The organism is Bradyrhizobium sp. JYMT SZCCT0428 (assembly GCF_018131075.1).
Lineage (GTDB): Bacteria > Pseudomonadota > Alphaproteobacteria > Rhizobiales > Xanthobacteraceae > Bradyrhizobium.
In genome coordinates this window covers 1-24,579 of the sequence record NZ_JAFCLS010000082.1, presented here as the reverse complement: position 1 = coordinate 24,579, position 24,579 = coordinate 1, and the positions used below count along the sequence as shown (strand labels likewise).

Annotated in this window: 18 protein-coding genes; 6 read left to right on the top strand and 12 right to left on the bottom strand. The window is 64.6% G+C overall.

The genetic code is table 11. From position 1 onward, the window contains the following. Both JQ575_RS41160 and JQ575_RS41155 read right to left on the bottom strand, forming a co-directional pair. On the bottom strand, nucleotides 1-354 hold a 354-nt coding region (locus JQ575_RS41160; protein ID WP_409364883.1), incomplete at its 3' end, for a transporter substrate-binding protein. Between the two features lie 133 nt (nucleotides 355-487). Further along, on the bottom strand, nucleotides 488-1,516 hold the full coding sequence (locus tag JQ575_RS41155; RefSeq protein ID WP_192737735.1) for an NAD(P)/FAD-dependent oxidoreductase: 1,029 nt from the start codon (nucleotides 1,514-1,516) through the stop codon (nucleotides 488-490). Nucleotides 1,517-1,696: 180 nt separating this feature from the next. Between JQ575_RS41155 and JQ575_RS41150 the strand changes: the two genes are divergently transcribed. Then, nucleotides 1,697-2,152 (top strand): thioesterase family protein, encoded by a 456-nt coding sequence (locus JQ575_RS41150; RefSeq protein WP_212038871.1) that lies wholly within the window; start codon nucleotides 1,697-1,699, stop codon nucleotides 2,150-2,152. After that, nucleotides 2,152-3,246, top strand: a complete 1,095-nt coding sequence (locus JQ575_RS41145; RefSeq protein WP_212038870.1) for a S9 family peptidase — start codon at nucleotides 2,152-2,154, stop codon at nucleotides 3,244-3,246. Before JQ575_RS41150 ends, JQ575_RS41145 begins: the two co-directional genes overlap by 1 nt. Nucleotides 3,247-3,272: 26 nt before the next feature. Here JQ575_RS41145 and JQ575_RS41140 read toward each other — a convergent pair whose 3' ends face one another. Together JQ575_RS41140 and JQ575_RS41135 are read right to left on the bottom strand one after the other, a co-directional pair. Further along, complete coding sequence (locus JQ575_RS41140) at nucleotides 3,273-3,593, bottom strand: 2Fe-2S iron-sulfur cluster-binding protein (RefSeq protein WP_192737738.1); 321 nt, start codon at nucleotides 3,591-3,593, stop codon at nucleotides 3,273-3,275. A gap of 141 nt (nucleotides 3,594-3,734) precedes the next feature. Next, complete coding sequence (locus JQ575_RS41135) at nucleotides 3,735-4,112, bottom strand: Hpt domain-containing protein (protein ID WP_212038872.1); 378 nt, start codon at nucleotides 4,110-4,112, stop codon at nucleotides 3,735-3,737. A 387-nt stretch (nucleotides 4,113-4,499) separates the two neighbouring features. On the opposite strand from JQ575_RS41135, the gene JQ575_RS41130 reads away from it, so the two are divergent. After that, the gene (locus JQ575_RS41130; protein WP_212038869.1) at nucleotides 4,500-10,451 is read left to right on the top strand and encodes a negative regulator of septation ring formation; all 5,952 of its coding nucleotides are present in this window, start codon (nucleotides 4,500-4,502) and stop codon (nucleotides 10,449-10,451) included. Nucleotides 10,452-10,760: 309 nt separating this feature from the next. On the opposite strand, the gene JQ575_RS41125 is transcribed toward JQ575_RS41130, so the two are convergent. The 3 genes from JQ575_RS41125 to JQ575_RS41115 form a co-directional block, all read right to left on the bottom strand. Continuing rightward, nucleotides 10,761-11,672 carry an MlaD family protein gene (locus JQ575_RS41125; protein WP_212038868.1) on the bottom strand — a complete coding sequence of 304 codons (912 nt, stop codon included), beginning with the start codon at nucleotides 11,670-11,672 and terminating at the stop codon, nucleotides 10,761-10,763. A gap of 114 nt (nucleotides 11,673-11,786) precedes the next feature. Next, nucleotides 11,787-12,557: an ABC transporter ATP-binding protein gene (locus tag JQ575_RS41120; protein WP_212038867.1), complete on the bottom strand. Its 771-nt coding sequence runs from the start codon at nucleotides 12,555-12,557 to the stop codon at nucleotides 11,787-11,789. A 2-nt stretch (nucleotides 12,558-12,559) separates the two neighbouring features. After that, the gene (locus JQ575_RS41115; protein WP_212038866.1) at nucleotides 12,560-13,693 is read right to left on the bottom strand and encodes an ABC transporter permease; all 1,134 of its coding nucleotides are present in this window, start codon (nucleotides 13,691-13,693) and stop codon (nucleotides 12,560-12,562) included. A gap of 141 nt (nucleotides 13,694-13,834) precedes the next feature. Between JQ575_RS41115 and dgcA the strand changes: the two genes are divergently transcribed. Beyond that, nucleotides 13,835-14,842: an N-acetyl-D-Glu racemase DgcA gene (gene dgcA / locus JQ575_RS41110; RefSeq protein ID WP_212038865.1), complete on the top strand. Its 1,008-nt coding sequence runs from the start codon at nucleotides 13,835-13,837 to the stop codon at nucleotides 14,840-14,842. Between the two features lie 28 nt (nucleotides 14,843-14,870). Here dgcA and JQ575_RS41105 read toward each other — a convergent pair whose 3' ends face one another. Beyond that, the gene (locus JQ575_RS41105; RefSeq protein ID WP_212038864.1) at nucleotides 14,871-16,073 is read right to left on the bottom strand and encodes an MFS transporter; all 1,203 of its coding nucleotides are present in this window, start codon (nucleotides 16,071-16,073) and stop codon (nucleotides 14,871-14,873) included. A gap of 235 nt (nucleotides 16,074-16,308) precedes the next feature. On the opposite strand from JQ575_RS41105, the gene JQ575_RS41100 reads away from it, so the two are divergent. Further along, nucleotides 16,309-17,532 (top strand): hypothetical protein, encoded by a 1,224-nt coding sequence (locus JQ575_RS41100; protein WP_312016117.1) that lies wholly within the window; start codon nucleotides 16,309-16,311, stop codon nucleotides 17,530-17,532. Between the two features lie 115 nt (nucleotides 17,533-17,647). Beyond that, a complete protein-coding gene (locus tag JQ575_RS41095) occupies nucleotides 17,648-19,186 on the top strand; it encodes a caspase family protein (RefSeq protein ID WP_212038862.1) in 1,539 nt (512 codons plus the stop codon). A gap of 69 nt (nucleotides 19,187-19,255) precedes the next feature. On the opposite strand, the gene JQ575_RS41090 is transcribed toward JQ575_RS41095, so the two are convergent. The 4 genes from JQ575_RS41090 to JQ575_RS41075 form a co-directional block, all read right to left on the bottom strand. Continuing rightward, a complete protein-coding gene (locus JQ575_RS41090; protein ID WP_212038861.1) occupies nucleotides 19,256-20,764 on the bottom strand; it encodes an outer membrane protein in 1,509 nt (502 codons plus the stop codon). Between the two features lie 223 nt (nucleotides 20,765-20,987). Continuing rightward, nucleotides 20,988-21,959 (bottom strand): threonine/serine dehydratase, encoded by a 972-nt coding sequence (locus tag JQ575_RS41085; protein WP_409364882.1) that lies wholly within the window; start codon nucleotides 21,957-21,959, stop codon nucleotides 20,988-20,990. Between the two features lie 71 nt (nucleotides 21,960-22,030). Further along, nucleotides 22,031-23,086, bottom strand: a complete 1,056-nt coding sequence (locus JQ575_RS41080) for a glycosyltransferase family 1 protein (protein WP_212038859.1) — start codon at nucleotides 23,084-23,086, stop codon at nucleotides 22,031-22,033. Next, a complete protein-coding gene (locus tag JQ575_RS41075) occupies nucleotides 23,083-23,895 on the bottom strand; it encodes a UDP-2,3-diacylglucosamine diphosphatase (protein ID WP_212038858.1) in 813 nt (270 codons plus the stop codon). The genes JQ575_RS41080 and JQ575_RS41075 overlap by 4 nt, the downstream gene beginning before the upstream one ends. Nucleotides 23,896-24,579 lie beyond the last annotated feature (684 nt).

The window sequence follows — 24,579 nt, the reverse complement described above, 5'->3', positions numbered from 1 at the left end:
CAGGATCGAGTTCAGCTCCTTGAACACCGGGAGCACGGATTTGCGCGACACCGAGGTCCAGCAGCCGAATACGACGGCGACCTTGTCCTTGCTGATCAGTTCGCGGGCCTTTTCCGCAAACAGCGGCCAGTTCGACGCCGGATCGACCACGACCGCCTCGAGCTTCCTGCCGAGCACGCCGCCCTTCTTGTTCTGCTCGTCGATCAGGAACAGGACGGTATCCTTCAGCGTGGTTTCGCTGATGGCCATGGTGCCCGAAAGTGAATGCAGGACGCCGACCTTGATGGGGTCGTCCGAACTCTCGCCACCGGCGGCGCTACCCGCCGCCGGCAGCAGGGCGCACAAAAACACGATGACCGCGCACCGCCTCACTCGGTTCGACCAACGTTTCACGGTGCTCTCCGAATGGGACAGCTCAGGGGCGCTTGCTGTAAAATGAACGTCAGTCGAACGCTTAGTCAAACACTTTCGTCAAATGCGCCGGCTGTCAGTTGACGCCGAGCTTCTTCTGCAGGCTCGATGACGAGGTCGTGTACTGGAAGACGAGACGCTTGTCCGGATAGACGTAACGGTGCGCCTTCTGCGCCATCAGCGCGCCCTCGTGGAATCCGCTCAGGATCAGCTTCAGCTTGCCCGGATAGGTGTTGATGTCGCCGATCGCAAAAATGCCGGATACATTGGTCTCGAAGGCGGCGGTTTCGACCGGCACCAGGTTGTTCTCGAGCGCAACGCCCCAGTTCGCAACCGGTCCGAGCTTCATGGTCAGCCCGAAGAACGGCAGCATCGTATCGCACTCGACTTTCGAGACCGCGTTGTCGTTGCCTTTCATCATGGCGCCCGAGAGCTTGCCGCCCTCACCTTCAAGCGAGGTGACCTGACCGATCTTCAGGTCCATTTTTCCGGAAGCCACCAGTGCGCGCATCTGCTCGACGCTGTGCGGAGCTGCGCGGAAATCGTCGCGCCGGTGCAACAGCGTCACGCGCTTGGCAATGGGGTGCAGATTGAGCGTCCAGTCGAGCGCGGAATCGCCGCCGCCGACAATCAGGATATTCTTGTCGCGGAACTGCTCCATCTTGCGCACCGCGTAGAACACCGAGGTGCCCTCATAGGCCTCGATGCCCGGCACCGGCGGGCGCTTGGGCTGGAACGAGCCGCCGCCCGCGGAGATCACGACCACCTTGCATTCGAACACCTGGCCGGCGTCGGTGGTGACGCGAAAGAGCGGATCGCCGATCTTCTCGATCGTCTCCACCATCTCGTTGAGGTGAAAGGTCGGATTGAACGGCTTGATCTGCTCCAGCAGCGCGTCGGTGAGGCCCTGGCCGGTGACAAAGGGAATGCCGGGAATGTCGTAGATCGGCTTTTCCGGATAGAGCTCGGCGCACTGGCCGCCGATCTTGTCGAGGATGTCGACCAGATGCGTCTTCATGTCGAGCAGGCCCAGTTCGAACACGGCGAACAGTCCGCAAGGACCTGCACCAATAATCAGCACATCGGTTTTGATCGCTTCGCTCATCTAAAGCTTCTTTTCGGTTGGACCAAGCCGATGGCCTGGGCGGCGCTTCTGGGGCAGCGTCTGTCTAGCCAACGCCGGTGGAACAGGAAAGCCATAATATGGCAGGTGGCCTTCGCCTCAACCCCTTGCCGGAGCAGGATAACTGGGCTGTAACAACGTGAAACGTTCGGAGACCGCCCCGTGAACGCCCCTGCCCGCCTCGATTCAACGCCGCGCCTGGAGGATTTCCCCTACCGGCTGACCGACAATGTGCGTTTCGCCGACCTCGACCCCAACCAGCACGTCAACAACGCGGTCTATGCGACCTATTTCGAAACCGGCCGCGTCACGCTGATGAAGGACCGCAGCTACGGGCTGATGCCCGACGGCGTCAGCTGGATCATGGTCCGGCTCGACATCCATTTCCGCGCCGAGCTGCGCTGGCCGGGCACCATCGAGTTGGGGCTCGGGGTGGTGAAATTCGGCCGCACCTCCGTGACCTTCGATCAAGTGGTGTTCTCCGAAGGTGTATGCGTCGCCTCGGCGCAATCGGTATCGGTGCTGCTCGATGAGGCCACGCGAAAGCCGACACCGCTGACCGAGGAGATCATCGGAAACTTCCAGCGCTGGCTGCGGCGCGGAATGGACGGACGATAATGCGCGCCACGCTGCTGGCGGTGTTGATCGTCTTCGCGACGATACAGCCCGCCGCGGCCGATGGATTTTATCGCGAGGATTTGCGCATTCCGATGGCGGCTGCGGAAACGGCGGGCCTTGAGGCAATGCTGGTGCGACCATCGGGCACTGGACGCTTTCCGCTGGCGCTGATCAGCCACGGCGCACCGCGCGATCACACCGCGCGAGCCACCATGTCGCCCTATGGAATGTACCGGCAGGCGATCGAATTCGCGCGGCGCGGTTTCGCGGCGCTGGTCGTGATGCGGCGAGGCTATGGCGACTCCGGCGGCCGATATGCCGAGAGCAACGGTCGCTGCGCCAATCGTGATTATTTGCGATCGGCCCGGGCGTCTGCCGAAGATTTGGGCGCCGCGATCCGGGCCATGCACGACCGCACCGACGTTTCCACGAGCGGCATGATCGCGGTCGGCTCCTCGGCGGGCGGCTTTGCCAGCATCGCGCTCGCCGCCACTGCGCCGCCCGGCCTCGTCGCTGCGATCAGCTTCGCCGGCGGTCGCGGTTCACGTGCCGATGACGATGTCTGCGACGAGGCGGCACTGGTCCGGGCATTTGCCGCTCTCGGCCGGACGTCGCGAATTCCGATGCTGTGGATCTATGCGGAGAACGACAAGTTCTTTCGCCCCGACCTCGCGCACCGGATGCACGCGGCGTTCACCGGCGCCGGCGGCCGCGCTGAATTGATCGACGCCCCTGCGTTCCGCGACGACGGCCACACGCTCTTCTCAAGGGGCATTGCGCTATGGACCCCGATGGTCGATCGCTTCCTGCACGAGCAGAATCTGGGAACGCGGGAACTGGCCGCGGCACCGCTTCCGCCGCCGCCCCGGTTGGGTGAAAAAGGCCGCTCAGCCTTTGCAGATTATTTGTCCGCGAGCCCTCACAAGGCATTTGCGGTGTCCCCGACCGGCGGCTTTGGCTACCGCGCCGGGCAGCGGTCGGCCGTCGTTGCGCGGGACGCAGCCCTTGCCGCATGCGCAAGAGCTGCCGCCGACTGCGCGGTTTATGCGGTCGATGAGGAATTGGTCGAAAAGGAGCGCGCCGGAGCGCGCTGAACCATCCGGCGAAGCTGGACCAGGCTCTACGCCTGCCGCTCCGGCGTCGAGACCACGAGGCCGTCGAGTTCGTCGGAGACCTTGATCTGGCACGACAGGCGCGAATTCGGCCGTACGTCGAAGCCGAAATCCAGCATGTCCTCTTCCATCGGGGTGGGCGAGCCGACCTTCTCGCGCCATTCTTCCTCGACATAGACGTGGCAGGTCGCGCAGGCGCAGGCCCCTCCGCATTCGGCTTCGATGCCCGGAATGGCGTTGCGGATCGCAGCTTCCATCACGGTCGCGCCGTTTTCGACTTCAATGGTTCGTTTTTCGCCGGAATGGTCGACAAAGTGGATTTTGGCCATGATCGCTCGTGCTGCCGGTATAGGTAGGAGGGTCCCCGGCAGTCCTATAACGGGTCGATCCGCACAGCGCCAGCGGTCGGGACGAAAACCTAAGGGGCTAATTTGGCGGGCTTTTGGCGGGCGTCAGATCACAGGCCCGCGTCAGGACCGGCGCAGGATCGCCTCGATCTCCGCCCGCGCCCGCGCAATGGCCTCACCGAGTTCGGCAACAACCCGGGACGGATCGGCGCCATCAGCAAGAACCTCCTCCAGCCGGGCGGCGGTTTCCGCCACACCGAAGGCGCCGATCGCGCGGGCCGAGCCCTTCAGCGTATGGGCCAGCGCATCGGCATCTGCCGGCACGGTGGCAAGCATGGCCATCAGCTTGGCCGACTGGGCCGCGAACATCGCCAGCACCTCCTGTTCGAGGCGGGCGTCGTCAAGCGTCATGCGCCTAAGGTGTTCGAAATCGATCGGACCGTCATCGGGAGCGAGCGGCGGCGATGGCATCCATTGTATCCGTTCAAGGTGAAGCGGCATGGCCTGACCCACATCTCCCCGCCGGACCGATCCAGACAGGGCCGTTTTGCCACCCAATCACGAAACTGGTTAATGGAACGTTCGTCGGAATTGCCGCAACTTCGCCTACTTTTCGCCGAGGAGTTGCCGTAAAGGACAGCCTCCCACGGGAATTTCCAGTATCCGTAAGGCCTTAAGCCACAAAGCTGTTAACGATGATTAAGAATGTCTTAATCGCGACCATTTCATTCGCATCACTCAACCAATAGGATGTTTGCGGATGTAGCGGACAAGCCGCCGACGGGGCGCGGCTGCGGTCCGTGTTGGGGGCAAAGATCCGGTTCGGGCTTGCGGGGGCGTTTGCAAGACCATCTGGACGCGTAAAAAAGCAAGAGGGCTCGACTGAACATGGCGAACAATCCCAAGAAGGTCAAAGATCCCACCGAAGTCGCGCTTTCCGCCATTCAGGAAGCGCTGAACATCAGTGACACCACTGTCGATCCCAATCGCAATTCGATCGGCAACAGTGACCTTTCGCCATCAAGCATTTCGTCCGCGCCCCCGGCCTACCCCGAGACCTCGTTCGATACGCGTGTAGATGCGCGTTCTGGCGTCGACCGCCAGGTATTCGATCCGATCGAAGAGCCGCGCGCCCCGCGTCGCGCCGCCAACGATGACCGCGAAACCATCGGACAAATTCTCCAGGCAATCCAGAAGGGCCGCCCTGCCCGCGGCGTCTATACGCTTGCCACCGTGTTCGCCGGCGTCTGGATCGTCGGCTGCGCGCTGCTGACCGCCGCGTTCCTGCCTTCGCTGCAGGCCGCAATGGGACAGAGCGGTGGCGTGCTGGTGCTGGGCGGCCTCGCCGCGCTGTTCTTTGCGCCGGTGCTGCTGTTCTATTTCCTCGCGAGCCTGGCCTGGCGCGGCCAGGAAATGCGGATGATCGCGCAATCGATGGCGCAGGTCGCGATCCGCTTCTCCGAGCCCGAAGGCGCCGCCTCCGACTCGATGGTGACGGTCGGCCAGGCGATCCGCCGCGAAGTAGCTGCGATGGGCGACGGCGTCGAACGCGCGATCGCGCGCGCCGGCGAACTGGAAACGCTGGTGGCCAACGAAGTCGCGGCGCTGGAGCGCGCCTATTCCGACAACGAAGTGCGCATCCGCGCGCTGCTGCAGGACATCGCCCATCAGCGCGACAACCTGGTCGGCCAGGCCGAGCAGGTTCGCAGCGCCATTTCCGGCGTGCAGATCGACCTGCGCCACGACATCGCGCTGATCTCGGACGCGATCGCCTCGCGCGTCGACGAAGTCGCCAAAAGCATCACCGGCGCGCTGGAAGAACGCGGCGCCCACATCACCACCGCCTTGAGCCATGCCGGCGACAACATGATCCTCGCGCTCGGCGAGCGCGGCGGCGACCTGCTCGACCGCCTCGAGGAAGCCAGCGCCGAGACCACCCGCGCCGTGCTCGACGCCTCGGAACGGCTGACCACCAGCCTCAACTTCAAGACCGGCCACGTCCATGACGAGTTCGTCGATCTGGCCGATCGCGTCCATGAGATGCTGAACGAGCGCATCGACCGCATCACCGGTGAGTTCGAGCAGCGTTCCTCGACCATCGTCGACGGCATTTCCGACCGCACCGAACAGGTCCACGACTCCCTGAAGAATTCCAGCGACTCGCTGCTGCTCGAGCTCGAGCTGCGCAGCGGCGACCTCGTCAGCAAGATCGACGAGGCCGGCAACCGCCTCGCGACCCGCATCATGACCTCCGGCGACAAGGCCAGCGACGCGCTCGACGTGACCGTGAACTCGCTGGTCGCCAAGGTCGTCAGCCAGACCGAGACCGCGCATGACAGCCTCTCGCTGCAGATGAGCGCGTTCGACGAACTGGTAAAGAACCAGGGCAGCGAACTGGTCGAGAAGTTCGCCCGCGACTCCGGCACGCTCGGCGCCCTGATCACCCGTCACATCTCCGAATTCGACCGCACCGTCAAAACCTTCGGCGGCGAGATCGTCGACCGCATGGGGCAGCGGACGCAGGACATCGCCGAAAGCCTGAAAAACTATGTCGATACCTTCGACACCCGCCTGATCTCCAACAGCGGCGAGATCACCGCCTCGCTCGATCAGCGTCTGCTGCAGTTCGAAACCACGCTGAGCACGCGCGTCAACCATCTCGACAACTCGCTCGACACCAAGATCAGGTCGTTCGACGAGACCGTCGACGGCCGCCTGAAAGCGCTGGAGCAGACCTTCGACACCCGCGCCAGGTCCGTCACCGAGACGATCGATGACCGCCTCGGCACACTGGCGAGTTCGTTGACCGACGGTGCCGCGCAGGCGATCCATTCGATCGACTCGCGTCTCACCGAACTCACCTCGTCGCTGACCGGAGGCACCACGCAGGCCATCCAGTCGATCGACTCGCGCCTCACCAACCTGACGACGTCGCTGACGGTTGGCGCCGCGCAAGCCGTCGAGGCCATCGACCAGCGTCTCACCAACGTCACCACGTCGCTGACAACAGGCGCCTCGCAAGCCATCGAAGCCATAGACCAGCGCCTTATCACCGTCACCACGTCGCTGACGACAGGCACCGCGCAAGCCGTCGAAGCCATCGACCTGCGCCTCGCCAACGTCACCACGGCGCTGACCGTTGGCACTGCACAGGCAGTCGAAGCCGTCGACCAGCGCATCACCAGCGTGACCCAGACCATCGACGGCCGCAGCGCCTATCTGACCGACACCATCGCGGCTCGGTTCCAGGATATCCACCAGGGTATCGAAACCCGGGTCGGCGCCGTCGCCACCGACATCGACATGCGCGTCGCCCAGTTCGAGGATTTGCTCGGCTCGCGCGTCGAAGCCGTGGCCGGCCGTATCGAAAGCAGCGGCCGTCAGGCCAGCGACGACCTCATGGCGCGCGCCGAACTGTTGTCCTCGGGCATCAGGTCGCATGTCGAGGACGCCGAGCGCTCGCTCACCAACCTCGTGGTCAACACCTCTGAAACCATCCAGACCGGCGCGCGCACCGCGCAGCAGGCGCTGCTCACGGTTTCGTCCGATGTCGGCGCCCAGCTCAGGCTGACATCCGCCGAGGTCGAAAGCTCCCTCACCGCCGTCGGCACCGGTGCCGCGAACTCGATCCTCACCAGCGCCCGCGAGGCCCAGACCTCGCTGGTTTCGGCTTCCAGCGAAGCGGCGTCCCAGATCAAAATGCTGGCCGACGACGTCGAGCGCACGCTCTCGGCCGCCGGCAACGCCACCGCTGCGTCGGTGCTCTCCGGCGCCCGCGAGGCCCAGACCACGCTGGTTGCGGCGTCCGCGGACGCGGCAAGCCAGGTCAAGTCGCTCGCCGCCGACGTCGAACGTGCCCTCTCGGCCGCCGGATCCGCCACGGCCGAAGCCGTCACGACCGGCGCTCGCGAAGCCCAGAGCACCTTGATCGCCGCCTCCACGGAGGCCACCAACCAGGTCAAGTCGCTGGCCGCCGACGTGCAGCGCTCGCTGTCGATCGCCGGCACCGCCACCGCCGAATCGATTACCGCCGGTGCCCGCGAGGCGCAGAGCACGCTGGTCAACGCGTCCACGGATGCGGCGAACCAGGTCAAGTCGCTCGCCGCCGACGTGCAGCGCTCGCTGTCGATCGCCGGCACCGCCACCGCGGAATCGATTACCGCCGGTGCCCGCGACGCCCAGAACACCCTCATCAACGCGTCCGCGGATGCAGCCAGCCACGTCAAGTCGCTCGCTGCCGACGTCGAACGCTCGCTCTCGGCCGCCGGCACCGCCACGGCTGAGGCCATCACGTCAGGTGCACGCGAAGCCCAGAACACCCTCGTCACCGTTTCCACGGATGCAACCAGCCAGGTCAAGTCGCTCACGGCCGATGTCGAGCGTTCGCTGTCTGCCGCCGGCACAGCCACTGCCGAAGCCATCACGTCGGGTGCGCGCGAAGCTCAGAACACCCTCCTCACGGCATCGACTGACGTCGCGACCAAGGTCGCGTCGCTGGCAGCCGACATGCAACGTTCGCTCTCGATGGCCGGCAATGCCACCGCCGAGTCGATCACATCAGGCGCCCGTGAAGCGCAGAGCGCGCTTTCCACCGCGTCGACGGAAGCCGCCGACCACGTCAAGTCGCTGGCCATCGATGTCGAACGCACGCTGAGTGCGGTCGGTGCCGGCACCGCCGCCGCGATCCTCGGCACCGCGCGCGAAGCGCAGAGCTCGTTCGCCGCGACTTCGGCCGACGCCGCAAGCCAGATCAAGGCGATCGCCAGCGACATTGAGCGTTCGCTCGCTGCGGTCACCGCGGCCACCACCGACAACATCCAGACCACGGCGCAGACTGCGCAGAACGCGATCCAGGCCAGCGCGCAGAACGCACAGAGCGCGCTCGTCGCCGCGTCGAACGAAGTCAGCTCCAAGGTCAAGACGACCTCGGCCGACATCGAACGCTCGGTGCTGTCAGCCAGCAGCAATTTCGGCTCGACGATGACCGGCAAGACCGACGAAATCGTCACCTACGTTCAGCAGCAGACCGATCGTCTGGCGCAGATCGTGGACAGCCGCCGTGGTTCGCTGGTCGAGGCGCTCAGCGCCAAGACCACCCAGCTCACGACCGAGCTCGACCGCGTCACCGCCGACTCGCTGAAGTCGATCGAGACCAGGGGCCAGGCGTTCTCGCAATCGATGGCGACCCATGGCTCGGAAGTCGCCCGCACGATCACCTCCGCGGGTGATATGGCAACCGGCGCGGTGGCCAAGTCGCTGAAGGATCTCGAGCAGTCGTCGCGTTCGGCCATCGACCAGTCGCGTCAGGTTTCGATCGCGGCCGTCACCGAAATGCAGGAGACCAGCAAGATCCTGCGCACCGACACCGTCGCTTTGTTCGAGCGGCTGCGTGAAGGCAACATCCTGCTGCAGGAAGTGCTGACCGGCGCTCACGACAACCTCAACTCGCTGGAGCGCGCCTTGGTGACCCGCGTGGCCGACTTCGTGTCCGCCATGAACGACGTCACCTCGCGCAACGGCGTCGCGACCCAGACGCTGGAAGACCAGCTCACTACTTTCAACACCAAGACCTCGAAGGCGCTGGAGGATCTCGGCTCGCTGTCGAGCGAGTTCGAAACCCACGGCAAGGCGCTGGTCGATGCCGCCAGCGCGGTCGAACAGGCCAACCGCACCACCACGACGTCCGTCGCCGAACGCAAATCGCAACTTGAATCGCTGGTGACCACCATCGATCTGCGCACCACCGACCTCGATCAGCGGCTGTCACGCTTCACCGGCTTGCTGGATGAATCGCTTGCCGCCGCCGAGGAACGCGCCCGGGACATCGCCCGCGTGGTGGCGGAAACCGCCGGCGCCGGTTCTGCCGCGATCAGCCGGCAGTTCGAAGCGGTTCGTGTCGCAGCCGAAAACGAGCGGCACCAGACCATCGACGCCATGAACGAACTGTATCAGCAGAGCAACGCCGAAACGGACGCGATGTTCAAGCAGTCGACCGAGAAGTTCGGCGCCATGGTGGTGGCCATGAAGCAGATGGCCTCCGAGATGCATCACGAGCTCGAGGCGACCCGCAACGAACTGCGCCGCGGGGTGCTCGAAATGCCGCAGGAGGCCGCCGACAACACCGCGCAGATGCGCAAGGTGATCGTCGACCAGATCGAGGCGCTGGCCGAACTCAACCGGATCGTCGCCCATCACGGCCGCGGCCTCGACGTCATGACGACGAGCCGCGCCAGCGTGCAGCGCCAGGAAGAACCCGTGATGGCAGCAGCCGCTGGCGGCGGCCGCAATGACGTGCGCATGCGCGACACCGGCAGCGCGTCGAACCTGCCGCCGCCGGATCTCGGCATGCCGGCGACGCGCCGCACCGAAGCCCCGCCGGTCAGCCCGGCGAGCAGCCAGGACGGTGGACGCGACGGATGGCTGTCCGACCTGCTCAGCCGCACCGACGCGCCTGGTCCGAGCGGACGCGAGGCTCCCCGCCCGCGCGCGCCGCAAGGCCCGGCCAATCCGCTGGAATCGCTGTCGCTCGACATCGGCCGGCTGATGGATCGCAATCTCGCGGCCGAGATGTGGGACCGCTATCAGCGCGGCGAGAGCAAGGCTTTCACCAAGCGGCTCTACACGCCCGCCGGCCAGAAGGCGTTCGATGAGGTCGCCCGCAAATACCGCGCCGACCGTACCTTCAAGCAGACGGTCGACCGCTACATCGCCGAGTTCGAACGCTTGCTCGACGAAGTCGCGCGGGAGGATCGCGGTCCGCAGGCGCTGCGCGGTCACCTGACCTCGGAGACCGGCCTCGTCTATACCCTGCTCGCGCATGCGGCGGGACGGCTGGGATAAGGTTCGGGCTCAAGCAAACGAGATAAAAAACGGAGGCCTCGCGGCCTCCGTTTTATTTTGAGCGGAGGAAAGCTGATGGCCTATCTGGAAGTGAAGTAGCGCACCTCCGGTGACCACTCTCTCCGCTCGTCATTGCGTGCGACAAACGCGAAGCGTTTGCGCAAGGGAGCGAAGCAACGAAGCAATCCATCTATCCGGTATGCCGCGAGATGGATTGCTTCGCGGAGCCTGTCATCGGGAGCGCGTTTGCGCGACCCGGTGGCTCGCAATGACGGCGGCTCTCGCAGCGATCTATTCGTTATTCGCCAATTACTGCCGCTTCTGCCCGCTCGGTGCTGCGGCCGCGGCGGGCGGTCTCGGCGCGGCTGGCCTGGCCGGCGGCGGTGCTGCCGCGGGTTCTGCCGGCGCAGCGTTGTTGCTGCCGCCGAAAATGACGCGGCTCGGATTGCGGTCGAAATTGTTCACCGCACGGCTGATGTCGGCGAGCGTACGGCGGCCATCGGAAATCAGCGCGCCCGTGCGCTTGTCGAGATCGTCGGCCAGTTCGCGGATCGACTTCACCATCAGGTTCAACTCGCCGCCGTTGGCGCCGCCCGCGATGGTGTTGAGGCCGAGCATGAGATTGTCGGCCTTGAGCATCACGCCGTCGACCTTGAGCATGACGTTGTCGATCTTCTCGGAGTTGCGCGCGAGCGCTCCCGTAAAGGTCTCGAGGTTCCGCAGCGAGTTCTTCACGGACTCCTGGTTGTCGGCGACGATCCGGTTGACGTTTTGCAACGTGGCGCGGATTGACTCCGTGACGTCCTGCAGCGCGGCCGGATCGGCGGTCAAAACCGGAACGCCGTCCTCGTCCAGCGGCACGGGAGGCGCCCCCTCCTCGCCGCCCTTGAGCGAGATCGCAGCCACGCCGGTCAGTCCCTGGAATTCGAGGCCGACCAGGGTGTCCTTGCGGATCGGGGCGTTGTTCTCGACCATCGCCAATGCGACGACGCGACGCGGGTTGTCCAGCTTCACGCGGACAACCTCGCCTACCCGGATACCGTTAAAATTGACACTGCCGCCATTGCGCAGGCCGGTCGCCGGGCCTTCGAAAATCACCCGCAGCGGGCTGCGCGCCTTGGTGGTGTGCAGACTCTGGAACCAGAGTACGAATCCGAACGCCGCCGCGATCACCGCCAGGGTGAAGGCACCGATCAGGACGTAGTTCGCCCGCGTTTCCATAACTCGAATTACTCCGGTATTAGGGCTCGGTTCTGATCAGAACCAGGCGCCCGACTTTATCCTTTTGACGCGTTTTCTTCATGCGAACCGGTACCCGCTTCGCTCGAAAACGCTCTAGCCCATCACAGCGCGGGCGCGTTTGCCGTGAAAATATTGCTGCAGCCATGGATGCTGCGAGGCCTGCATGTCGGCAATTGATCCTGCTGCAATGATCTTACCGTTCCCTAAAACGGCGATACGGTCGCAAGCCGTGTAAAGGCTGTCGAGGTCGTGGGTTACCATGAAAACGGTCAGCCCCAAAGTACGCTGCAGGGTACGGACCAGCTCGTCGAAATCGCCGGCGCCGATCGGGTCGAGGCCCGAGGTCGGCTCGTCCAGGAACACCAGTTCCGGATCGAGTGCGAGCGCGCGCGCCAGCGCCACGCGCTTGACCATGCCGCCGGAAAGCTCGGACGGAAACCTGTCCGCGACTTCGGGCTTCAGGCCCACCATGCCGAGCTTGGCCACCATGACCTCGTCGAGCAGGCGCTGCGAGAGGTTGAGATATTCGCGCACCGGGAACTGGATGTTCTGTCGCACGGTAAGCGAGGAAAACAGCGCGCCTTGCTGGAACAGCACGCCCCAACGCCGTTCGACGCCGCGCCGCTCGGTCGTAGAGGCCTTGTCGAGATCGACGCCGAACACTTCGATGCGGCCGGCGACCTTGGGCACGAGGCCGATGATGGTGCGCGTCAGCACGGATTTGCCCGCGCCCGAGGGGCCGACGAAGCCCAGGATCTCGCCGCGCTTCACGTCGAGATTGAGCCCGTCGAGAATCCGCGTCTTGCCGAACTGCACGGTGATGTCGCGGACCCGGATGATGGCATCGGAAATCTCGCCCACCATGGTCACATTCCGATCGATGCGAAGAAGATGGCGAACACGCCATCCATGACGATGACCAGGAAAATTCCCTTCACCACCGACGACGTGGTGTGTTGTCCGAGCGATTCGGCGCTGCCCTGCACCGCAAGCCCCTCGACACAGGCCACGATGCCGATCACCGCGGCCATGACAGGCGCCTTGATGAGCCCGACGATGAAGTGATTGATCGAGATCGCGTCGCGCAGCCGCAGCAGGAAGGCTTCGGGTTCGACGCCGCCATAGAGATACGCCACGAGGCCGCCGCCATAGAGGGCTGCCATCGCGCCGAGGAAAGCCAAAATCGGCAACGCCATTACCAGCGCCAGCATGCGCGGCAGGATCAGGACCTCGATCGGATCGAAACCCATGGTGCGCAGCGCGTCGATCTCCTCGCGCATTTTCATCGAGCCGAGTTCGGCGGTGTAGGCTGAGCCCGAACGCCCCGCCACCATGATCGCCACCAGCAGCACGCCGATCTCGCGCAACACCAGCACGCCGAGCATGTCGACCACGAAAATATCGGCACCGAACTGACGGAAATGGAAGATGCCCTGCTGCGCGATGATGCAACCGATCAGGAACGTGATCAGCACCACGATCGGTACCGCGCGCCAGCACACCTGCTCCAGATGATGCACGGTGGAGGTCAGGCGGAAACCGCGGGGGCGAATCAGGACATGGCCGGCCGCTGCCAGCACCGCGCCGAGCATCTCGATCAATCCGACCAGGGTGCCGCCGATGCCGGCGACGCTGCGGCCGATCTGCTCCAGCATGCCGGTGATCGTCACCGAACGGGTCTGGACGACAGGCTCGGCTTTGACACGGCGCACCTCGTCGACGAGGCTGGAATAATTCGCCGACAGGCCGGCGATCTTGGCCTCGATGCCGCCATCGGTCAGGCTGCGGCGCAGCCGTTCGATCAGCCAGGCGCCGAACGTATCGAGTTTCGACACCTGCGAGACGTCGATGAAGATGTTGGGGCGGCTGCCGCGAAGCTTCTCGGCATCGGCCACCATTTTCTCGAGCACCGGGGCGAAGCGGGCCGTCCACGAACCGGCAGCGCACAGCGCAAGCCCGTTACCCTGGGCTATCCGCTCCAGTGTCGGGTCTGCGCTCACGATGCCCGCCCCCTGGCCCGCCCGCTAATGATGCAAAAGGTATGGTCCGGCACGCCGCATTGCCTTGTAGAATCTGTCCCTAACCAGCCATAGTTGGTTGCGGCGAGCAAGCGCGCGGTTCAGAAATTGCCAGATTTTAAAATGACTTCCAGCCAATCCCAGGAATTTGCCCGACAGCTTGTTGCCCGCATTGAACGCTGGCCAATCGCCGGCTCGTTCACCATCAGCCGGGGGGCCAAGACGGAAGCGGTTACCGTCGTGGCCGAAGTCAGCCATGGCGGCCATACCGGGCGCGGCGAGTGCGTTCCCTATCCCCGCTATGGCGAAACGGCGGAAGCGACCCTGGCTGCCCTTCAGGCGATGCAGGAACCGCTGTCCAGGGGATTGGACCGAACGGCCCTGCAGGCCGCGATGCCAGCAGGCGCCGCCCGTAACGCGCTGGATTGCGCGCTGCTCGACCTCGAGGCCAAAAGCAGCAGCCAGCGCGTCTGGACCCTGCTCGGCCGGCCGGCGCCGCGAGCCTGCACCACCGCCTTCACGATTTCGCTGGGAACGCCGCAAGCGATGGCGGCAGCGACCGCCAAGGCCGCGCGCCGCCCGCTGCTCAAGATCAAACTCGGCGGCGACGGCGACGAGCGGCGGATCGCCGCCGTCCGCAAGGCAGCCCCCGAATCCGAGTTGATCGTGGACGCCAACGAGGCCTGGACCTCCGACAACCTCGAGCGGAACCTCAATGCCTGCGCGGAACTCGGCGTGACGCTGGTCGAGCAACCGCTTGCCGCCGCCAATGATGCCGCGCTGGCGCGCATCAAGCGGCCGATCGTGGTGTGCGCCGACGAAAGCGTGCATGACCGCGCCTCGCTCAGCGGCCTTCGCGAACGCTATGACGCCGTCAACATCAAGCTCGACAAGACAGGCGGACTGACAGAGGCGTTGGCGATGGCCGATGCCGCGCACGCACTCGGCTTCGAAATCATGATCGGCTGCATGGTTGCCACCTCGCTCGCGATGGCTCCTGCAATGCTGCTGGCGCAACACGCGCGCTTCGTCGACTTGGACGGCCCGCTGTTGCTGGAGCACGACCGCGAGGACGGGCTGCGCTACGAAGGCAGTCTGGTCTATCCGCCGGAAGCCGCGCTCTGGGGCTGATGCGGTAGATTCTATTTTGACGCGTTTTCTAGCGCGAACCGGTGCCCACTTCGCTTGAAAACGCTGGTAGCCGGTGCCGCGCCAGCCACATCACGATCGCAGCCAGCAGCGCCATCGCCGCCATCACGTAATAGACCCGCTGCCCATGGCCGGCATAGATCAGCCCCGACACGACGGACGCCGTGCCGCTGACGATGCCGCCGCAAGCCGCAAGATAGCCCTGCCCGCGCGGCATCACATGGCCGGGCACGTGACGCACCAGCAGCCCCATGACGCCGACCTGCGTCAGTCCATAGGTCAGGCCATGCGCGAGCTGTACCAAAGACAACACCACGATCGAGGGCTCTTGCGCGGTGATCAGCCAGCGCGCCACCGCGCTGAGCGCGCCGATCACCACCAGCAGCGCCGGCGCCAGCGTGAAACGCGGCGAGAGCGCGAACACCACGATCTCGGCGAGCACGCCCAGCACCCACAGGCCGGCGATGGTCAGCCCGTCCAGGCCGGACGCCTGCCAGGTGATGGAAGCAAAGGCGTAATAGGCGGCGTGGCTGCCCTGGATAAGGGCGGCTGCGACGATGATGGCGAGGAAACCGGGATCTCGCAGCAAGGCGCTCGCGCCAAGCACCGCGGTCGCCGGCGGTTTTGGCCGGTCCAGCGGCTGCAGCCCCAGGCTCGCGACCGCGCCGAGCGCCGCCACCGCCGCAATAACCCAGATCAGCCGGCTAGCCGCAATGAAATCGACCAGCAGGCCGCAGATCAATGCGCCCACCACGAAGGCCGCCGAGCCCCATAGCCTCAGCGGTCCGTAATTCAGGCCATAGCGCGCCACCCCACCGAGTGCGTAAGCGTCCGTCAGCGGCACCATCGGGGTCCACAGGCAGCAGGTCACTGCATAAGCGAGCAGCACCGCAAGCGGCAGATATTGCGTGCCGATCACCGCAAAGCCGAGCGCGGTGGCGGTCGCGGTGACGATCAGGACCGCGCGCAGCGAATAGCGCCGCCCGGCGGCACCGGTCACGAACGGCAGCACGGTAAATCGCGTCACCGCAGGAACCGCGGAAATGATTCCGATCCAGGAGGCGTCGATGCCGACCGACTTCAGCCACAGCGTGAAAAACGGCAGATGGGTGCCCATCGTCCCGAACGTCGCGCCGTAGAACAGCGCCAGCCGCGCCGCGAATCGCTTCGATGCGCCTTGAGATGCGATGGGGATTTGTGATTCGCTTGGCATCAATTCAATTGCGATTCGCCCGATATCGTGTTGTTTCGTTATCGCAACGCGCGGTGATTTGCGCGAAGAGTTTAGCATGGCCGACGAAGCATTCGCCCTTTCGCCGATCTCAGCACGCGCCGCGCTGCCGGGCGAGGAGGACTATGCTGCGATCAGCGAAGCCTTCATGGAGACCTCGCGAGGCCGCTGGTTTCTCGGCGAATACGCCAAGCGCAACCGCAACGCCGACACCAGCATGGTGCTCGATGCGGTGGCGCGGATCGAGCAAAGCCTCGCCGCGCAGAAGGAAGAGAGCCTTGCCATCCAGCGGGAGGCTGCGAACGCACAGCGCGAAGCTGCCAACGCACAGCGAGCGGCGGCGGACGCCGTCGCGGACAATAGCCTCGCCGAGGCCAAATTAGTTGAGGCCTTGATTGCGATTCGCGGGGCGCTGGAGGCGGCGCAGAGTTCGGCGATGGGGGCGATCGACGCCCTTGCGCTGAACGAGAAACTGGCGCCGGTGCGCAAGGGCGCGCGGGTGATTCGGGAGATCGCCTGGCGCTTGCGCGAAATCGGCAATGACAGCCGAATCTGCGACCTGATCGATTCGCAGGTTCAGGTCATCGAGAAGGGCGCCGAGCAAATCTCCTCCGATGAGGCCAAGGCGGCGCTGGAGGCCGCGTTCGCTTCGCTTGCCGGACGGATCGCAGAATTCAGTGATGAAGAGACAGCCGCGCCGGTTGCCGAGGCCGCAGTTGCCGAGACGCCGGTTGCCGAGACGCCAGTTGCTGAGGCGTATGTCGCCGCGCCCGCCCCGGTGGCGCAGGATGAGTCCCCGGCAGTCGCCGAGATCATCGAGGAACTGCCCGCCTCGCAAACTCAGGCTTCAACCAGTTCCTTCTCGATCGACGCTGTAGCTCCGGCCGCCGAAGCCGTCGTCGCTGAAGCTTTGGTCGCTGAAGTTATGGTCGCCGAAGCTGTGGTCTCCCAGGCCGACGCCGCGCTGGAGGAAGTGGAAACCGCCGAGACGGCCGGGATTGAACTCACCGCCGAGGCTGCCGACGCCCATGACGAGGCGGTCCTCGATATGATCGCGATGGAGATGGGCGCGCCCGATCCCATCGACGACGATGAGTTCGTCGAACCGGAGATCGAGCAAGCCCACATCGCAGTGCCGATAGTTGAGGAAACCCGGCTTGCGGAGCCGATTATTGAGGAGGCTCAGATTGTCGAGCCGCTTCCAGCCCCGCCCGAAATCGTCGCTGCATTGCCCGAGCCAATGATGGCCGCGCCGGTCGAGCCGGCGGTTCAACCACCACCTCAGCCCGTTGCCGCAGCCGCGCCGGAGCCGGCGCTGGAAATCTCGCTTGGCTCGTCGATCATCGCCAGCGGCATCGTGCGCAGACCTGTCGCGGCCAATGATCCGCTGGCCCCGATCCGGCGCATGAGCCAGGCCGAGAAGATCGCGTTCTTTTCGTGAAGCCCACCTCCGCGGCTCCCGAAATCGAACAGTGACCGAGGTCACGTACAGCACCCCCACCCCAAACTAGCCTGTCCGCCGGACATCTCGCCTTGAGATTGGATGGAGGACACCCATGCCAGGGTTCAAATCATTGGCGCTTTGCGCCGGTCTATTGGGCAGCCTGCTGAGCTTGGCACACACCAGCACCGCTTCTGCAGAGGCGGTGAACGCTGCCATCAGCGACGGCGTTCGATCGCTGCCGGCCGAGCAGCGGGTCGCGCTCGTGATCGGCAACGCGAACTACCAGACCGCGCCGCGGCTCGCCAATCCGAGCAACGATGCGCGATCGGTGGCACAGCTCCTCAACACGGCGGGCTTTGAAGTCACCGCGGCGACCGATCTGACGCGCAGCGACATGATCAAGGCGGTGGAGGATTTTGTTGACCGGGTTTCCAATCGCGGACCCAATGCCGTCGCCATGATCTATTATGCCGGGCACGGCGTGCAGCTCGAGGGCGAAAATTACCTGCTGCCGATCGACGCGAAAATTTCCAAGCTGTCGGATCTCGACAGCAATTCGCTGCGCTTGGTCGATCTGATGGGAACGCTGGAAACCATCTCGAGCCGGATGCGGATCGTCGTGCTCGACGCCTGCCGCAACAATCCCTTTCCCGACGTCGACGATTCCGGGCGCGGCCTTGCGATGGTCGATGCGCCGGCCGGTTCGATCGTCGGGTATTCGACGGCGCCGGGCATGGTGGCCCATGATGGCGATGGCAATCACAGCCCCTATACGTCGGCGTTCCTGAACATCGCGCGGCAGCCCAATCTGCCGATCGAGCAATTGTTCAAGCGCGTTCGTCTCGAAGTGAACAACGCCACCGGCGGCCGGCAGACGCCGTGGGAAAGCTCGTCGCTGACCAACGACTTCTATTTCTTCGGCGACACGGCGGTTGCGGCGACCCGCGCGCCCGATCGCGGCCCGGTGGTTCAGATGGCGTCGAACCTGCCTTCGCGTTCGGTGCGTCAGGCCTATGATTACGTGCTGTCGGAAGGTTCGCCCGAACATTATGAGGAATTCATTCAGCTGTATCCGTCCGACCCGCTGTCCGATCGCGTTCGCGTGCTGCTCGGCAACTGGCGGCAGTCATATGCATGGCACAAGGCGGTGCTCACGAACACATCTGGCGGCTACAGGTCGTTCCGCGACCGCTTCCCCGATAGTCCGTATGCGCGCACCGCATTGAGGCTGCAATCGCAGCCGAGACACGTTCCGCTGATGCACTTCAACCGCCTGTCGAAGCATTCGGGCCACCATGGGCATGGCTTTTCGCACGGCCATCGTGCGCCGGCCCTGGCCTCATCGGCAAAGGGAATGAATGTGTCCGCCTCCATGAACGGCCACAGGCCGGGCAGGTTCACCCACACTTCCTCAGGGATGAACGCCCACGCCCATGCCCATCACATGCATGGCAAGAGCCGATTCCACGATCGCGGACCGCGCAGGATGGGCGGTGGCATGCACAGCCACTCCAGCCACCGCTTCGCCGCGAACCACTCGCGTAGCTCGTTTGCGCACTCGCGGCATTCGTTCGGTGGTGGCCGCTCATTCGGTGGCGGCGGTTCGTTCGGCAGTGGCCGCTCGTTTGGCGGCGGCGGATTCAGGCGCTGATCGCACGATCATGCAACAAGGCCCCGGTCGATGCCGGGGCCTTTTCGTATGAGCTTTCCGCAGCGCCGATCAGTAACGCGCGGTGACCGCGGTCGGCATCGGGCTGAAATGATAGTTCACGCCGATTTTGACGAGGTGCAGATCCTGGGTCAGCTTGCTGGCCTGGAAGGCCGAGCCGCCGGTACCGATAAGCACGAATGGGATGTTGAAATTCACGGTGCCCGTGGCTGTGACCTGCTGCGCGAACATCTTGATGTAGTCGTATTCCGCCTTGATCGACCAGTTGTTGCCCAGCGCGTATTCACCACCGGCGCCCACCACCACGCCGGTATGCACGGCCTTCGCGGATACATTAGCCCCGATACTGCCCGGACCCGGGACGGCAATCGTGGCGAAACTGAAATTGTGCTTCTCCTGCGCGATCGCAAGGCCGCCCTTGCCGTAGAACATCAGGCGATCGCCGACGACGAAGCCGGCGCGCGCGGTTGCGAGCGCGAGCCAGTCGATCTTGCTGTCATAGTTGAGGGTCTGGGTGACACCAGGCGCAGCAAGCGCAATCGTCTGGCTTCCCTTGATGTCTGTCCCCAGGATCTCGCCTTCGACGCCGAACACGAAGCGCCCGGCCTGGGCATTGACGCCGACGGTGCCGCCAGCCAGCCACCCCGTCATGTCATACTGCGGCAGGTTGGTCACAGCGACGGCCTGCCCTAGGTCCGGCCATTGCTTGCGGCCGAAACCATAGCCCGCCTGCGCACCGATATAGGCGCCCGACCAGTTGGTGCCCGGCGCGGCGGGCACCGGCGCATAGGACGGATCCTTTGCAACGCCGCCGAAGCGATAATTGACGCCGACCTTGACGACATGGATCGCTTCTTCGATCTGCGCATCGGCCAACGGAGCGGTGAGCCCGGCCTGTGTCGCGGTGCCCCTCAACGTGGTCGTCGTCGTGTCCAAATGGATGTAGTTGTACTCGCCCTTGACCGACCAGTTGCCGCCCAGCGCGTACTCGGCGCCGAATCCAACCATCGGCGCATAGCGAATCTCGTTGCCATTGGCGGTAGCCGTTCCGGTCGCGCCAAATCCGGTCGCGGAAGCATCCATCGAATGACGCTCGTGCGCCACGGTGATGCCGCCCTTGGCAAAAACGAACCAGCGATCGGCCGCAAGGCCGGCCCGGCCCGCAATGGTGACGAGACCGTCGATCTTCGATCTGGCGGTTTGGGAACTGGTGATGCCAAGCGCCGCGCTGCCGACGCTGACAAACTGCGAGCCACTGATATCGGCCCACGAACCGTCGAGCTCGAGGCCGAACACGAAGCTTGAAATCTGCTTGTTGATGCCGACCTGACCGCCGGCGAGGAACCCGCGGGCGACGAAATCGGCGTTGCGCGCATCCCAATCCTTCATGCCGCCGCCATAGCCGGCGTGGACACCGAGATAGACGCCGGACCAGTCGTAGGCCGCCGCCACGATCGGCGCGGCCTTCACCGGCATGTCGGCCGCCAGGGCGGTTCCAAACGGGATCATCGCGCCGAGCGCCGTCGCCGAGATCCAAAAACCGCACTTCCGGATATTCATTCCAAGCCCCAAGTTCATTCAGCTGTTCCTCAACGGGAACACCGTACCTACATTTGGGGAACTCGCGTGTATCTGCGGTGCAACACTACCACAGCAATGGGCTGGACTCCGGCGGGCCAGCAGTTGGACTAAGGCGCAAGCGCTCGGGAATCACGGGATTTGGCAGTTCTCGCGATCAGGTCGAGCTGAGCCGTCGCGACCTGCGGCGTCCTGCCGCACCTATTCAGGCGACCAGCTTGGCGAACAGGTCGGCGTCAACATTGCCGCCGGAGAGAACGATGACGACGTTCTTGCCGCGCACATCGATCCGGCCGGCCAGCAAGGCAGCGAGGCCGACGGCGCCGCCGGGTTCGACCACCAGCTTCAGTTCCCGGTAGGCATAGGCCACCGCCGCCCCGACTTCCGCATCGGAGGCGACCACGCCCTGGGCCAGCAGCTTGCTGTTGATCGAGAACGTCATCACGCCGGGGATCGCGGCCATCAGGGCATCGCAGATGGTGCGATCGGCCGCATGATGGGCTTCGCGATGGCCGGCGCGCAGCGAGAGACCGTGATCGTCGTAGCCCTCGGGCTCGGCGACGATGAGGGTCGATTGCGGAAAGCGCGCCTTGATGGCCGTCGCAACGCCCGCGATCAGCCCGCCGCCGGAAGCCGGCGCCACCACGATGTCGGGCATCAGGCCGAGCACGGTCATATCCTCCGCGATCTCGCGGCCCGCCGTGCCCTGCCCCGCGATCACGAAGGGATCGTCATAGGGGCGCACCAGCGTGGCGCCGCGCTTGCTCGCGATGTCCCTGGAGATCGCCTCGCGATCTTCCTTGTCGCGGTCATAAAGCACGACTTCGGCGCCATAGCCCTTGGTGCGCTCGCGCTTGGTCAGCGGCGAGTCCTTGGGCATCACGATGGTTGCCTGCATGTTGAGGATCTGCGCCGCCGCCGCCACGCCCTGGGCGTGGTTGCCGGACGAGAACGCGACCACACCGCCGCCGCGTTCGGCCTGCGGGATCGAGGCGAGCTTGTTGAAGGCGCCGCGGAACTTGAAAGAACCGGTCCGCTGCAGCATTTCCGGCTTGAGAAAAACCTTGGTTCCGACTCGTTCGTTGAGAACGGGGAACGACAACAGCGGCGTTCGCACCGCAAAGGGCGCAACCACCCGCGCCGCCGCATCGATATCTGCGGCACCAATCGGTGCCATCGAGGCTTGATCCGTCATGACCACTTTGTATCGCGTCCGTGGACAGGCGGGCAAGACGCAATCCGGTGAAGTCAGGCGGCGAAATGCGGGTCTTCCACAAACTCGACCATCTCGCCTTCGGAGCCTGGGGCCCGGACATTGAGGGCATGATCGACAAAAACCCGCGCCGAGGCCTGCCAGGTGTGGGCGGCGGCGAACGCCACACAGGCCCGCGGCGAGATCTGCAGCGCGTCGAGGCAGGCGCTACGCAAATCCTCGCTGAGGACGCCGACCGGCGCCGCACCGATCACGTCGAGGGGACCGGTGACCGGAAAAGCGGCAACCGGCAGCCCGCTGGCGAGCGCTTCCAGCAGAACCAGACCGAAGGTGTCGGTCCTGCTCGGGAACACGAAAATGTCGGCGGCCGCATAAATCTCTGCCAGTTCCTCGCCGTGCCGGGCGCCCAGGAACACCGCGTCCGGATATTTCCGCTCCAGCGCCACACGGGCCGGGCCATCGCCGACAACAAGCTTGGTGCCGGGCAGATCGAGGTCGAGGAACGCCTCGAGATTCTTTTCGACCGCGACGCGGCCGACACTGAGGAACACCGGCTGCGGCAGACAGAGGTCGGCGCTGCGCGGATGAAACAGCGAGGTGTCGACGCCACGCGACCACAGCACCACATTGCGAAATCCACGCTGGCGCAATTCAGCTGCAAGCGCCGGCGTCGCCGCCATCACCGCCTGGCTCGGAGGGTGGAACCAGCGCAGCGCGCGCCAGACCCATTTTTCCGGGATCGGCGAGCGCGCCGAGACGTATTCCGGAAAGCGCGTGTGGAAGCTCGTGGTGAACGGCAGCCCGTGCTTGCGGCAATAGCGGCGCACCAATAAGCCGATCGGACCTTCGGTCGCGATGTGAATGCTGTCGGGCTTTGCCGCTTCGATCAGCGCCGCGATCTTCGCCGGGTAAGGCAGCGCGAGCTGCAAATCCGGATAGCTCGGCATCGCAAAGGTGCGAAACGATTGCGGCGTCAGGAAGCTGACATCGACGCCGAAGCCCTTGGCGGCTTCCGCCATCATGGTCAGCGTCCGTACCACCCCGTTGACCTGGGGATGCCACGCATCGGTCGCGACCAGGATATGCGTCATGCCGCACGCGCCGCGACGCGGGGAACCGGCGCCAGCCGGCGCTGCGGATCGGCCCAGGTGATGATTTCGAACCGGCCGTCCTCGTGCTCGACCAGCGCGGTGCAGCTTTCGACCCAGTCGCCGCAGTTCATGTAGCGGATGCCATGCTCGTCGCGGATCGTGGCGTAGTGGATATGGCCGCAGATCACGCCATCGGCGCCGTGACGCCGCGCTTCGCCGGCCAGGGTCTTTTCGAACGCGCCGATATAATTCACCGCGTTCTTGACCTTCAGCTTGGCCCATTGCGACAGCGACCAATAGGGAACGCCGAACATGCGCCGGAAGAAATTGACCAGGCGATTCATCTGAATGGCGAAATCATAGGCCTTGTCGCCGAGATGGGCGAGCCAGCGCGCGTTCTGCACCACGAGATCGAAGATGTCGCCGTGGATGACGAGATAGCGCTTGCCGTCGACGCCCTCATGAATGGTGTTTTCCACCACGTCGATGCCGCCGAAATGGGTGCCGTAATAGTTGCGCAGAAACTCGTCGTGATTGCCCGGCACGTAAACGACCTTGGCGCCCTTGCGCGCCTTGCGCAGCATTTTCTGCACGAAGTCGTTATGCGATTGCGGCCAGTACCAGTTGGACTTCAGCGCCCAGCCGTCGACGATATCGCCGACGAGATAGATAGTGTCGGCATCGTGGCTTTTGAGGAAGTCCAGCAACCGGTCGGCTTGCGAGCCGCGGGCTCCGAGATGGACGTCGGAGATAAACAAAGTGCGAAAGCGCCGCTCCGGGCTCTCTTCACTCGAGGAGTCACTACCCATGCCGTGCACCTAACAGATCCCTGTGACAGGGCGATGACAACCGACGCGACTGATAGCCCCACGCGAATCGATGACGCGCCCCTGCAAAAGCGGATAGCAGCGCGATGCGACAGGGAAACGACGGCAAGTCACGTGGATTTACGAAGTTCGCCTTTGACCGTCGTTGCGAGCGCAATGCGCCTTCCCTCAAATCCGTCATCCCCGCGCAACGGCTTCGCCGTTGTCGCTGGAGGTGCGCGCCCTTGCGCGCCTCGAAGGACGACGGCCCGTCTGTGGCCGATTCATCCTTCGAGGCTCGCTACGCTCGCACCTCAGGATGACGGACAAACATTCGCATTCTCGCGGCGCATTGCGCCCGAGCTTTGCTAAGAAACTTCCCGCCCTCTTCAAACAAGGGCGCAGGGAAGACCGGGTGCGCGCTGCACCCGCGGTCTCGTGTGCGGTTTGCACTAAGTAGGCTGCACACGAGCATACAGGGCAGCGGAGAACACCCGGCCTTCCCTCCGCAATGGCTTTACGGCTTATGCCGTGCTCTCCCCGAAGACGAGTTCTTGGTTGACTCCGTCGCCGCCGTTCCCGCTTGCGCTTCTCCGACAGCTTGACGCCTGCAACGGGCGCCAGGACCACACGGTTTTGCCGTACGCTTAACCCACGCCGTCGTCAGACGTGAACCAGCGTCCACCG

Bases quoted from the DNA above. Each gene is read 5' to 3' on its own strand.
- JQ575_RS41125 (WP_212038868.1), bottom strand. From the start codon at position 11,672: ATGGAAACGCGGGCGAACTACGTCCTGATCGGTGCCTTCACCCTGGCG.
- JQ575_RS41155 (WP_192737735.1), bottom strand. From the start codon at position 1,516: ATGAGCGAAGCGATCAAAACCGATGTGCTGATTATTGGTGCAGGTCCT.
- JQ575_RS41120 (WP_212038867.1), bottom strand. From the start codon at position 12,557: ATGGTGGGCGAGATTTCCGATGCCATCATCCGGGTCCGCGACATCACC.
- JQ575_RS41130 (WP_212038869.1), top strand. From the start codon at position 4,500: ATGGCGAACAATCCCAAGAAGGTCAAAGATCCCACCGAAGTCGCGCTT.
- JQ575_RS41075 (WP_212038858.1), bottom strand. From the start codon at position 23,895: ATGGGTAGTGACTCCTCGAGTGAAGAGAGCCCGGAGCGGCGCTTTCGC.
- JQ575_RS41100 (WP_312016117.1), top strand. From the start codon at position 16,309: ATGGTGCTCGATGCGGTGGCGCGGATCGAGCAAAGCCTCGCCGCGCAG.
- dgcA (WP_212038865.1), top strand. From the start codon at position 13,835: ATGACTTCCAGCCAATCCCAGGAATTTGCCCGACAGCTTGTTGCCCGC.
- JQ575_RS41080 (WP_212038859.1), bottom strand. From the start codon at position 23,086: ATGACGCATATCCTGGTCGCGACCGATGCGTGGCATCCCCAGGTCAAC.
- JQ575_RS41090 (WP_212038861.1), bottom strand. From the start codon at position 20,764: ATGAATATCCGGAAGTGCGGTTTTTGGATCTCGGCGACGGCGCTCGGC.
- JQ575_RS41140 (WP_192737738.1), bottom strand. From the start codon at position 3,593: ATGGCCAAAATCCACTTTGTCGACCATTCCGGCGAAAAACGAACCATT.
- JQ575_RS41145 (WP_212038870.1), top strand. From the start codon at position 2,152: ATGCGCGCCACGCTGCTGGCGGTGTTGATCGTCTTCGCGACGATACAG.
- JQ575_RS41135 (WP_212038872.1), bottom strand. From the start codon at position 4,112: ATGCCGCTTCACCTTGAACGGATACAATGGATGCCATCGCCGCCGCTC.
- JQ575_RS41105 (WP_212038864.1), bottom strand. From the start codon at position 16,073: ATGCCAAGCGAATCACAAATCCCCATCGCATCTCAAGGCGCATCGAAG.
- JQ575_RS41085 (WP_409364882.1), bottom strand. From the start codon at position 21,959: ATGGCACCGATTGGTGCCGCAGATATCGATGCGGCGGCGCGGGTGGTT.
- JQ575_RS41095 (WP_212038862.1), top strand. From the start codon at position 17,648: ATGCCAGGGTTCAAATCATTGGCGCTTTGCGCCGGTCTATTGGGCAGC.